The organism is Flavobacterium segetis (genome assembly GCF_900129575.1).
Taxonomy (GTDB): domain Bacteria; phylum Bacteroidota; class Bacteroidia; order Flavobacteriales; family Flavobacteriaceae; genus Flavobacterium; species Flavobacterium segetis.
Genome location: NZ_FQWE01000002.1, coordinates 32,198 through 44,715 on the forward strand (window position 1 = coordinate 32,198; position 12,518 = coordinate 44,715).

At 33.0% G+C, this 12,518-nt stretch carries 7 protein-coding genes; all 7 read right to left on the reverse strand.

All coding sequences use genetic code 11. The features are described 5' to 3' along the window. Positions 1 to 6: 6 nt before the first annotated feature. The gene (deoC, locus tag BUA99_RS02505) at positions 7 to 750 is read right to left on the reverse strand and encodes a deoxyribose-phosphate aldolase (RefSeq protein WP_072987847.1); all 744 of its coding nucleotides are present in this window, start codon (positions 748 to 750) and stop codon (positions 7 to 9) included. A 193-nt stretch (positions 751 to 943) separates the two neighbouring features. After that, positions 944 to 1,240: a VanZ family protein gene (locus BUA99_RS02510; protein ID WP_234972887.1), complete on the reverse strand. Its 297-nt coding sequence runs from the start codon at positions 1,238 to 1,240 to the stop codon at positions 944 to 946. 73 nt (positions 1,241 to 1,313) lie between these two features. Continuing rightward, on the reverse strand, positions 1,314 to 1,694 hold the full coding sequence (gene gcvH / locus BUA99_RS02515) for a glycine cleavage system protein GcvH (RefSeq protein WP_072987851.1): 381 nt from the start codon (positions 1,692 to 1,694) through the stop codon (positions 1,314 to 1,316). A gap of 93 nt (positions 1,695 to 1,787) precedes the next feature. Next, on the reverse strand, positions 1,788 to 8,933 hold the full coding sequence (sov, locus tag BUA99_RS02520) for a T9SS outer membrane translocon Sov/SprA (RefSeq protein WP_072987852.1): 7,146 nt from the start codon (positions 8,931 to 8,933) through the stop codon (positions 1,788 to 1,790). Between the two features lie 25 nt (positions 8,934 to 8,958). Further along, complete coding sequence (ruvA, locus tag BUA99_RS02525) at positions 8,959 to 9,540, reverse strand: Holliday junction branch migration protein RuvA (protein WP_072987854.1); 582 nt, start codon at positions 9,538 to 9,540, stop codon at positions 8,959 to 8,961. An 88-nt stretch (positions 9,541 to 9,628) separates the two neighbouring features. Next, positions 9,629 to 11,923 carry an NADP-dependent malic enzyme gene (locus BUA99_RS02530; RefSeq protein ID WP_072987856.1) on the reverse strand — a complete coding sequence of 765 codons (2,295 nt, stop codon included), beginning with the start codon at positions 11,921 to 11,923 and terminating at the stop codon, positions 9,629 to 9,631. Positions 11,924 to 12,080: 157 nt separating this feature from the next. Then, positions 12,081 to 12,506 (reverse strand): CBS domain-containing protein, encoded by a 426-nt coding sequence (locus BUA99_RS02535; RefSeq protein WP_084673462.1) that lies wholly within the window; start codon positions 12,504 to 12,506, stop codon positions 12,081 to 12,083. Between the last annotated feature and the right edge of the window lie 12 nt (positions 12,507 to 12,518).

The window sequence follows — 12,518 nt, forward strand, 5'->3', positions numbered from 1 at the left end:
CTCATTTTAGTACCCATCAATTAAATATTGGCCATTGGCAATCACCTTTGCACCAGAAGTTCCTATTCTTTTTACTCCTAATTCAATCATTGCAACTGCTTCATCGTATGTTCGAACTCCACCTGCCGCTTTGACGGATAAAGGAGCAGCATTATCTAGCATTATTTTTATTGCGGAAATTGTTGCCCCGTTTGGATAATTGTTTTCCGTTTTGTAAAACCCCGTGGATGATTTTACAAAAACTTTAGAATAAGATTCTTGATCAAAATTAGACACTACGGTATTTTTAATTAAACTTGACAATTGAACAATTTCTTTCTCGTTTAAAGCTGCCACTTCAATAATCCATTTTACCACTTTATTGTTGGCTAAACCCAAAGCAGTACCTTTTAGAATTTCTTCTTTTACCAAATCAGTTTCTCCATTTTTGAACGCATGATAATTACAAACAAAATCTAGATCGTCTACACCGTCTTTAATTGCTTTTGCTGCTTCTTTCAATTTATTGCCTATTGAAGATTTCCCTTCCGGAAAATCGATAACGGTTCCTACCCCAACTACAGAATTTGCTTCTTGAATCATTTTTTTAGCCATAATCACGCGATCAGGTCTAATCATTATCAGCTTAAAATTTTCCTTGATTGCTTCTTCGATAAACTTTTTAGCTATTAAACAATTTTCTTGCTCGGTAGCTCCTGCTTGCTCAGCTGTTTTTAAATAAGTAGAATCTAAATATTGCTTGATGTTCATGGCGTTTTATTTTGATAAAATCTTACCACAAAAGTAAACTATATCTTGAAATAAGTCCCATCACAAAGATTGTAAAATTGATTCAATATAAAAGGAAATCGATTAAAGTAAAGGAATCGACCATCTGTGAATAAAAATTTTAGAAGTATAAAATTAAAAAGTCCCGACAGAATGGCGAGACTTTTTAATTTATTTATGTCGTTTTTCGAAACATTCTAAATAATGTTATTAGGATAATAGAGAGTAAAGCCCCTGATATGTTAGCTAAAACATCGAACACATCTGACTGTCTAGTGGCAGTAAATAATCCTTGTACAATTTCAATTGCAATTCCAAATAACAATGAAAATAGAAAAGCAAAAACTACAGGTTTTAGGCTTTTACTATCTTTAACTTCATTTTTTAAAAATAAAAAACAAAGCGTGGTTAAAATGAAATGAAAAAAGGCATGAACTAATTTATCTACGTTTGAAACATTACCTAACGGCACGTTGTTTAATTGTACTAAACAAAAAAAACTAATAACACTGCACCAAAAAAAGGCTGCCCAAAAATAAATTTTTTTATGCACCTATTAATTCATTGTAAGATTCACTAGAAAGCAAAGATGCAACCTCATCCATATTTGCAATCTTTAATTTTATCATCCATCCAGCTCCGTACGGATCTGAGTTCACACTTTCTGGAGTTGACTCCAATGCATCATTAAAAGCAATTACTTCACCTGATAGCGGAAGAAACAAATCTGAAACTGTTTTTACTGCTTCAACTGTACCAAAAACTTCATCTTTAACTAATGTTTGGTCTAAAGTTTCAACTTCAACATAAACGATGTCTCCTAATTCTTTTTGAGCAAAATCAGTTATTCCTACTGTCGCAATATCGCCTTCAATACTAATCCACTCGTGATCTTTTGTGTACTTTAAATTTGCTGGTATATTCATCTAAATTATAATTGATAATTATTAATTAATTCTTGAAATTTTGTGGTACAAATGTAACAATCTTCTTTTCATTTAACTTCAGATTTTAAAAAATTAATTTCCAAAATTATATCGTAACGTAAATCCAGAGCGAACATTAGTCAAAGGGAAAGAAGTTGAAATTACTGCTTTAGAAAATGAATGATCATAGTAGAAAATTGCAGTTAAGTTTTTACTAAAAGCATAATCAGCTTTCACTTTTAATGACCAAATATTTTGTCCACCTGCTAATTGATTGTTGTCATAATCCAAATAGCGAACGATAGTTTGGTTATTTCTATAGGCTATATCAGCAGCAATGTTAATGTCACTTTTTATAATTCCTGTAGGACTATCAGCTAATCTAGAGGAGAGGATCACATCCTTAAGTCGATATCCTAGACCCACAATATATTCCACTCCTTTAACTTCAGTCAATAAATTATTATCAAAACTCATAGATAAAGCTCTATCTTTTTTAATTTCCGTAAGGACTTTTAAGGAACTTTTTAATTCAAAATCCATTCTAATCAGCGGACTAAATTGTTCCACCAAGTTGATATTAGACATTATAGTTTCATTGTAAAAATTACCACTAGCATCAACACCATTTGACGCATTATCATATTCAAAATTAGACCTAAATGCATTTATAGTATAAGAAGCTCTGTAATTATGCTGTAAAGAAAATCGCTTAAAATTTTGTTTAAAAATACCGTAACGCATTAATCCGTTATACTTCACAGCCCAGTTAGGAATGGGAAAACTTCTAAAAATACCTAAAGAAACCGCTGATGCATCACCTCCTGAATAAGCTGCTAGAAACGCAGGTAATAAAACGGCTTGATTGTTTTTTCCAAAACCTAGCGGAAACCCTTCGGCATCTCTATTACTAGGATTATTAATGTCAATTCCTCTTTCGGTCGCTAATCTATTTGCAATGGTGAGACGATTTACTCTAAAATCATCAAACGCTGCAGATCCATTTTCATCACTTGCTGCAAATGAGGTTTTAATTAAAACTGTCGAGATTGAGAAGATGCCGGTATTATAGGGTGATCGAGGATTATAAATTCCATTAGTAACATCATATTGTTCAGAAAAATTTTCAGACAACGCTCGATCAAGCGTTAAATCAATTTTTAAATCAGGTAATAAATCAACATTTGCTGTAGCCTTATATAATCGGTTACTAACCTGCGTAAAATTCTGGTTGAAGTCAGGATAATCAGTCAACCAACCATTTTTAGCTGCTTCAAAACGAATGTCATCTTGACTACCAAAAACAAATCCTAAAGAAGGTCTTGAAGATCCTAAAAATCCAACCCCCGGTGTATAACCTGGTAAAATTGTGCCACTATTAAAAGTGTAATTCATTTGAACATTCTTAATACTAGTAAGAATTCCAATTAATCCATCTTTAAAAGGACTGCCTTTCTGAACTTGATTAGGATCATTATTTACAATCTTTTCACCGGGTTTTGGTGCGATAACACGTGGTTTAGGTATTGCTTTATTATTGTTTTTTGTCAAACCAAGATACTTATACAACATTTCCATATTCAAAGTTGCGTTCAAATTATTTGAACTTGCATTTTGAATTGTATTACCTAAGTTATAATCTGTTCTATCAATTTGTATTTGTGACAAAGCATTTGAGGTACGTTGCCAACTGTAATCACCTGTATACGTGTAATTAGCTTTAACAAAACCGAATAATGGTATTTTATTAATAGGTATTTCATAATTTAAGACCAATTGCTGCATGTGCTGGTTTGGATCTCCAATATCCCAATAACTATCCCAAATAGTAAAACTATCAATAGGCTCATTGTCTTCGTTCAGGTAATTTTTTACGATATTACTTGACGATGCTGTGTAATTTAACTTGAGCGACTTTGTCAAATTATAGTTAAAACCATATTGATAATTGAAAGCAAAATTTCTACGGTATAAAGGATCTAATCCTATCCCTTGAACTTCTACTTGTCTAAATTGTTGACGGTTGTATTGTCTAATGATTGAAGTGTTAAAGGTAATATTTGTTGGTAAATAGTTAAAATTAAAATCACTCAGCAACTTCCAATAATTACTTTTTTTCAGAAATTTATTCTTCTTAAAGGGCTCAATTGGTTTTGATTGAAAAGCATAATTATAATCAACAGCTGAATTTGCTTGCTGATCAACATAATCCTCAATTTCAAAATCATGTCTTTGGACTTCATTATAGGATTGTGAAAAAGTAAAATTCTCGGGATCATAAACATGTTGCTTTTGCTCCGGTTGACGTTCTTTTCTGACTCCAATAAAATTGATACTTGTACGCTTCGTATAATCAATGGCTCTATTAGTGATATTATCTCTTTTAGCCTGATCAGTAGTGTTTTCAAGTAATTGTTTTAATTTAATATCTTGATTAAAAGGATCATATTCTGGAGTAATTGTTTCTTCACCTATTCCATAATTGAAAGGTAAATTTACACCCCATTTTTGAGGTAATAATTTTCCTAAATTTATATTTGTTACAATATTATATTGTTGTGTGTCTTCACGGTTTCTTTCATTTGGCCCTTGTTCTAATGCTCCAAAACCGATAGTGCTTTTTCTTCCAGAAGCAGAAATAGTGGCAAAATCAGCTAAATTTGTATCAATGTTTACAACTGCTGCAGTTCCTCCTTGATTGTCCATATCCGCTAAACGCAGTTCATTAAACCATACTTCACCCTTAATGTCATTACGAGTATCACTATTTTTGACACCTACCATAAGTGTTCTTACTAATCCAAAATTAGGATTTCCTTTAATACCTAATCGCAACCCATCATTTCCATCTCCATCTGGTTTGTTAGGATTAGAATCAGGATAATAAATACCATCAGCAGGTAACGTTGTAGGATCAATGCTCATTGCTAAAATTTTTAGTTTAGTCAATAATGCAAGTGATAAATCAATTTCATTTTCTTGTGGCCAAACTGCCTCTGCGCTGAGAGGGCTGCAATTTGTATTAGCGACCGCTGAAGCGACGGTAACTTTTAATGGAATTTCAATTTGATAGAAGTTTTGAGTAAAATCATTACCAAAACGTATAAATCCAACCATCTGATCATCCCGCAACGCAATTTCGCCCGTTAGAGATTCAGCATGTAGGAACATTTTCAATTTTTTGAACTGACGCATATCAATACTTACATTTTTAAAAACCGCTCTAGAATCTTCGGGCTCTAATCCATCACCGGAAACTCTCAAAGCTAATGACTGCTCATTTTGATTTATTATTGTATTGTTATTAAATAATTGCTCTCTTTGAACTCCTGGAGGCGTCACATAATTTATTGGACATCTTTGATTATTTTCTTGAATGTTTACCGCTAATACATCTAGATTAGTGTTATCATCAGCCACATTAGGATCATTAGAATCCAATGTATTAGTGAAGCGTCGCCACTCCCCACGAACTAAATCTAAAGCTCCAAAACGAACAGTAACTTCTGATGTAAATCCAGTCATAAACATTCGCATGAAACGTATAGATCTAAAATCAGATATATTGCCTATTGTATTTTCAGGTTGAGAAACAGGAATTTTAAATTGAATCCATCTTGCCTCTGTACTTGAACCATCAGGTAAAGTAACTTGTGTGTTACGTACATCAGTGATATAATTTTGCCCAATATTCATTCCGGGTTTCACATCAATGCTGTATTCATAATAAGCATTGATAGTATTCATTGTATTATCCCTATTAATATCTTCAACGTCAGGAAGTGTTGTAGAACCTCGATTAGGATCAGTAATATTTACCGCTGAATTTCCATCAGTCCCATTATATTGCTTGTATCTTTCTATAATCCCTCCATTTGCATTCAAATAAAATCTATAATCATCAGCAGCAGGATCTAACTCTGAAGCAAAATTAGTATAAACAGCACCTTCATTAGCATTAGATAATCCATCTAAACCAATATCCTGATTCGCTCTATTATTAACATTAGTGTCAAAAGCATAAATGAGGGATTGAGACGCAGGAACATCTCCCCATATAGGTCTTGGATTTGTTAGAATTTGGTCTGGACCAAGACCATTTTCATATTGCTTTCTTCCATCTTTTAAAACATCCTCTGAAATCTCACCAAGGTTAAAATACATCTTACCAGTATTAGATTGTGTTGATTGACCATTTCCAACATAAGGATCTAAAACCCAAAACTGAATATATTCTACATTTCCTTGTTCAAAATTCGTAGCATTTAAAGAACGCATAATTCCTCCAAAATTTTCGCTTGGATTTGAATTTACAGTTGAACTATTATTGTACGGACCTCTTTCAGAAGGATAATATGTTAAATCCAGCGTGTTTATAACTTGAGTTTGTCCCTGTGCAATGTCAGTTAAAGGATATAATTCTCTACTAAATATTCTCCGAGTTTTATTTAATGATAAATCTTCATTCGAAATTCCGGTAGGTTTTTGAATATAGAAAACAGGATCTATGGAATACCACGACAACTTTGCCCTTTTAAAACCGTAGCTTAAGTCACTGGCGTTTGCATTGAAATCATAAGTACTCGTTAATGTTCTTGCTGGTGTTGATGCTAAACTCCAAGAATAAGAGGAGCGCATATCAATAGTAGATTGTGATCCTTCAAAATCATCTACATAAATAGTAGATTCTCCTTGAAACTGATCTGCTTTTGGAGTGTCCGGTTTTAAAAAAGCTATTTCACCTCTTACAGAAAGATTGGATGGGACATCAGTATCAATATTTGGTAATTTATTAACTAGTCGCGTTAAAAATGGAACCTCTTTAGCAAAATTAGTGTTGAATCCAAATATGGTATTATTAACGGATTCCTGGCCAAAGCTAGATTTTTGAGTAAATGGTCTTTCTGACATTTTTAAAAATGTACCACCTACTACAAAATTTTCAGAAATTTTAGTTTCAACGTTCAATCCCATAAATCTCCGGGTTTGTTGACCAAAGATCGAGTTGTTTTCTAATGAAACTTCAATTGGCGTATTAGAAGCTTGCAGAGAAGGATCTAAAATTTGTACGCGTCCTAATTGATAATTTACACTGTAATCTAATCCTTCTACTAATCTTCTTCCAGCTGCTGTCACTACAACTGATCCTTGTGGAACATTAAAGGCACCTATAGGTATTCCATCGCCACCACTGGATTTATATTTTCCTCTCAATAAAAATTTATTCTTTTCACTGTCCTGTAAGGCTCCTGCTTGAGTACTGCGATACATACTTCGAAATACATATTTTTTTTGATTTTCATTATAAGTTGATACATTATTATAATTTTCTGCTGAACCAACATTTGATAACTTAGAAAATAACAATTCACCAAAAGGTTCTTTAGTTGTAAATACTATTCTTCCATTTTGAGCATCAACTGTTAATCCTGGCAAGAAATCAAAAAAACCATCACCACCGGCTTGAGGATCATTATTGTAATTTAATTTATCTAAATTAAAAACTTTTAAAAGCGGAGTTTCAACAATTTCATTTTCCTTAGTAGGATTCACAGGAAAAGGAGTTCCATTTGCCTCAGTAATATAATTTAAAGGTGATGGATCAGTATAGAGAATATTAAACCTAAAATCTTCTTGTTTTAATTGATATCCACCTTGAATTTGATAAATATTCTTCATCATTAAATTCCAAACTGGATTTTTTACATTTGTCAAGTTACTTTTCAGCATTTTTAAAACTAAACTTTGTGAGATAATAGCTGTGGTCGATGGGGAGTTCCCTGTTACAACTGTTGCATCTACACCGTCATTCCCAAATTCACCTACTTGATACACTTTATCACCTATCGTGTATTGATATGCAACTGCCAGTACTTCATCATTAGCTAATCTTTGCTGCAAGGATATGTATCCTAACTGTGGATTAAAAGTATATTCATTGGGATTAAGTTTCCTAGCATTTTCTAATTTAGAATAATCCTGACCTTCGCTTACTGTTGTATTAAACCCTGAATTTGCGGTAACAATTTCACGAATATTGCGATTCAATAGCCCGGTTCCTAGATTTATTTGTGCTGGATCATAATCGTTATTTGAATTATCTGCTGGAGAATCTAAAGGATTATTAAATATACCTGTTGAAGGATCTAATACAACAATTTCATTATCAGCAATACCAGAAAGCTGGGCTTCACCTAAATCTTGAAGCGCAATGATGTTTCTTAAATTATTATTTGTAGTTGTGACTCTGTTTTGTCTATTGGTTACCCAAATCTCAATTCGTGATATTTGAACACGACTATCAATAAATGGATAATTTGCTAGTGATTTATCATATCTATTTCTAAAATACTGTGATAAGAAAAAATGCCTATCACTATCATAATCTAAGGCGAACATTTCAAAATTTTCAATAGTTCCGCCACCTTGTGCGATTAGACTTTTAGTTTGTGATTTTTGCTCTGAGAAAACGCCAGTAATTGTTGTTTTACCAAATTGAAGCTTAGTTTTTACACCAAATAAACTTTGAGCTCCTCTAATTAATGAGCTATTAAGAGGCATACTTACATTACCTACTTCAATTTTTTGAATTATATCATCTTCAGAAGGAGTGTAATCTAATTTTATTAAATTTTGAAAAGCAAAAGTAGATTGAGTATCATAGTTTGCATTAACATTGAGTCGAGTGCCTACCTTACCCATCAAACTCATACTGATTCTTTGATCAAAATCAAATGAGGTATTGGATCTATTACGAGGCGAAAAAGAAGGATTATCTTGTTTTGTATAACGCATTCCTAAATCTAATTCAACAGATCCAGTGGGTTTTACATCAATTGTATTACTGCCAAAAATTGATTCAAAGAGTCCTGATTTTATATAATAACGTGGTAACAAATCTCTTTTAGTCAATTCACTACCTTCTTTTTTACCATCTACGGCATCTACCTTCTTTTTAAAATAATCGCGCATCGATTCCTTTAAAACCAATCGTTCATATTCTTTAGGCGTCAGGATAATTGGATAATTTATAGAAAATCCATCAACAGAATTTGTATAAATATAACGATCAGTTACAGGATCATATGTATAAGCCGAAAGAATACTTGGAGGATTTTTTAACTGAAGTTTACCCACTGAAAATCCCTTCTTAACCGTATCCTGAGCAATTTGATCTACTTGTGCAAATGATGAAAAACTACAAAATAAAACAAGCGAAAAAAGACAAAATTTATACATAGAACTCGTGTTTCTTAAATACCTTTTACAGGCTTTTTAATGCTTTTTTAATTATTGATTCTACAGATGCTTCTGGATCCTCTTTTACGATTTTCTCGATAACCTTTTCCGAAGTTTTACGCACAAATCCCAAAACTTCCAATGCTGATAACGCTTCATCTCGATTTGTATTGTTTCGTGACATCGAAACCTCATCTAAATCGTAGAGTTTCAGTACTTTTTCTTTTAAATCTAAAATAACTCTTTGAGCTGTTTTACTTCCGATACCTTTTATAGACTGAATTGTAACTACATCAGCCGATGCTATTGCATTAGTTATTTGCCTCGGATCCAATGAGGATAGCATCGTACGTGCGATACTAGCTCCAATACCAGAAACAGATAGTAAAAGTCTAAAAATTTCACGCTCTGACTTCTCCATAAAACCAAAAAGTGTATGCGCATCCTCTTTAATTTGAAGATGCGTATACACTTTTATGAAATCTGTATTTGGTAATAAAGAATAGGTGTGCAAAGAAATGTTAATATGGTAACCAACACCGCCACAGTCGATAATAATATGTGTAGCTGACTTCTCGACTAATTTCCCTTGTAAATGTGCTATCATGAATAGAAATATATTACCAAATATAATAAAATTTAGATATGATAGAATTAAATCAATAATTTTAACTACATATCTATAGTACAGACTATTAAATTAAGCTTGATTTGTTTTTTTTCAATTCTTTTTCTTGAGCATCAATCACTGCTATTGCAGCCATATTCACCATTTCCTCAACACTTGCACCCAATTGAAATATATGCACTGGTTTATCTAATCCAAGCATAATAGGACCAATCGAATCTACTTTATTTAATTCCTTTAAAAGCTTATAAGTAATATTAGCGGAGTCTAAATTTGGAAAAATTAATGTATTTACTTTTTTACCAGCCAGTTTCGAGAATGGAAATTTTGCCTTTAATAACTCTGGATTTAAAGCGAAATCAGCCTGTATTTCTCCATCTATTATGAGGTCAGGATAATTTTTATGCAAATAAGACACTGCTTGTCTCACTCTAGTGGCGCTCTCGCTTGTTGATGATCCGAAGTTAGAGAAAGATATCATTGCAATAACAGGTTCAATTCCAAACATTCTAGCTGTTTTAGCCGTCATAATTGCTATTTTCGCTAAATCATCAGCTGACGGATCGATATTTATCGCAGTATCAGATAAAAACATTGGTCCACGAGACGTCATCATTATATTAGTGGTAGCTACAATTGAAGCTCCTGGTGCTTTATCTATAAGTTGTAATATAGGTTTAACAACTGTAGGATAACTTCGAGAATGTCCCGTCACTAATGCATCAGCTTCACCCTCATTAACCATCATAGCAGCAAAATAGTTTCTCTCTCTCATTAATTTTTGAGCATCAAGAAAAGATATACCACGTCTTTTTCTACTAGTCCAATACGTTGTTGCAAATTTATTACGTCTCCCCTCTTCCTCATCCGTTTTAGGATCAATGATTTCAACATCAGCATCAAAACCTATTTCTGCCTTTAGCTCTAAGATAATTTCCTTGTGACCAAGTAAAATAGGAAAGCCAATACCTTCTTCCCAAACAATTTGGGCTGCTTTAAGTACGTCTAAGTGATCTGCTTCAGCAAATACGATACGTTTTGGATCCATTTTAGCTCTGTTTGCAATCAAACGAACCATTTTGTTATCGTTACCTAAACGATCTAGAAGTTCTTCTTCATATTTGTTCCAATCTGTAATGGGATTTTGGGCCACACCTGAATCCATGGCCGCTTTAGCCACAGCTGGAGCAACAATAGTAATTAATCTTGGGTCAAAAGGTTTTGGAATAATATATTCTCTACCAAAATTTAATTTGGTTGCGCCATAAGCTACATTAACTTGCTCTGGAACTGATTCTTTAGTAAGTAAGGCCAATGCTTTTACAGCTGCCATTTTCATTTCCTCATTTATTTTAGTCGCTCTTACATCAAGTGCACCTCTAAAAATATATGGAAAACCCAAAACATTATTCACTTGGTTAGGATAGTCTGAGCGTCCAGTTGCCATGATCACATCTTCACGTGTAGCTACTGCAACATTATAATCAATTTCAGGATCCGGGTTTGCCATTGCAAAAACAATTGGATTTGCAGCCATTCCAAGTAACATTTGAGGTGTCATAATATCACCAGTTGACAATCCTAAGAAAACGTCAGCATTAACTAAGGCTTCTTCCAGCGTTTGAGGGGGAATGTTCTTTGCATACTTTAATTGCATTTCAGACAACTTTGGATTATCCTTGGTAAGCAATCCTTTGCTATTGAACATGAAAATATTTTCAAGTTTAATACCCAGTAAAACATATAAATCTGCGCATGCTATTGCAGCAGAACCAGCTCCAGACACCACTAATTTGACATCTTCTGCTTTTTTATCAGCTAATTCTAAAGCATTTAACAATGCTGCAGATGAAATAATAGCGGTACCATGTTGATCATCATGCATTACAGGAATGTTTAATTCCTCTACTAATCGTCTTTCGATTTCAAATGATTCAGGTGCTTTTATATCTTCAAGATTGATCCCACCAAAAGTTGGTGCTATATTCTTTACAGTTTGAATGAATTCCTCAATATCTTTCGTACCAATTTCAATATCAAATACATCTATATCTGCAAATATTTTAAATAATAACCCTTTACCCTCCATAACAGGTTTCGAAGCTTCTGGCCCTATATCGCCTAAACCTAAAACTGCAGTTCCGTTCGTAATTACGGCAACTAAATTTCCTTTTGCAGTATATTTATAGACATTATCAACGTCTTTTACAATTTCTAAGCAGGGTTCAGCTACTCCCGGAGAGTAAGCCAGTGATAAATCCCTTTGTGTTGCATATTTCTTCGTAGGAACTACTTGAATTTTACCAGGCGTTGGCTTTGCGTGGTATAATAATGCTTCTCTTCTTTTGCTATCTTTATTCATTTATTTTAGATTTTATTCTAGCTGGCAAAGATAACAGACTTAGCTTAAATAGTTAACTTTATATGTATTCTTTTTAAGAAATCAATTATTTATTAAAGAATGTAAATGCAAACAGTCGCTGAAAAAGCGACTGTTTAATCCCAGAAATTCATAACTTTTACTGCGTTATATAAGAATTCAAATGCTCTATTGTGTCTTTTTGTATGGCTATTATCGCCTTCACTACATCACTGATAGAGATAATTCCTATTACAATACTACTTTCTAAAACAGGCAAATGACGTACTCTTTTCGTACTCATCAACTCCATGCAAAATTCCAAATTATCTGATGGAGCTACAGTCACCACATCAGTTTCCATAATTTCATGTACTAGAGTCTTTTTTGACGATTTTGCTTTCAAAACAACTTTTCGAGCGTAATCTCTTTCAGACAAAACCCCCTTTAAAACTGTATCTTCAATAATAAGGATTGCTCCGATATTTTTTTCACTCATAACGGATAAAGCTTCATATACGGTATGGGTTGAAAGAATAGAATAAACTTCCTTACCCTTAGTACTTAAAATTTGATTTACAGTCATAATTAATTCATT

Bases quoted from the DNA above. Each gene is read 5' to 3' on its own strand.
- sov (WP_072987852.1), bottom strand. From the start codon at position 8,933: ATGTATAAATTTTGTCTTTTTTCGCTTGTTTTATTTTGTAGTTTTTCA.
- ruvA (WP_072987854.1), bottom strand. From the start codon at position 9,540: ATGATAGCACATTTACAAGGGAAATTAGTCGAGAAGTCAGCTACACAT.
- gcvH (WP_072987851.1), bottom strand. From the start codon at position 1,694: ATGAATATACCAGCAAATTTAAAGTACACAAAAGATCACGAGTGGATT.
- BUA99_RS02535 (WP_084673462.1), bottom strand. From the start codon at position 12,506: ATGACTGTAAATCAAATTTTAAGTACTAAGGGTAAGGAAGTTTATTCT.
- deoC (WP_072987847.1), bottom strand. From the start codon at position 750: ATGAACATCAAGCAATATTTAGATTCTACTTATTTAAAAACAGCTGAG.
- BUA99_RS02530 (WP_072987856.1), bottom strand. From the start codon at position 11,923: ATGAATAAAGATAGCAAAAGAAGAGAAGCATTATTATACCACGCAAAG.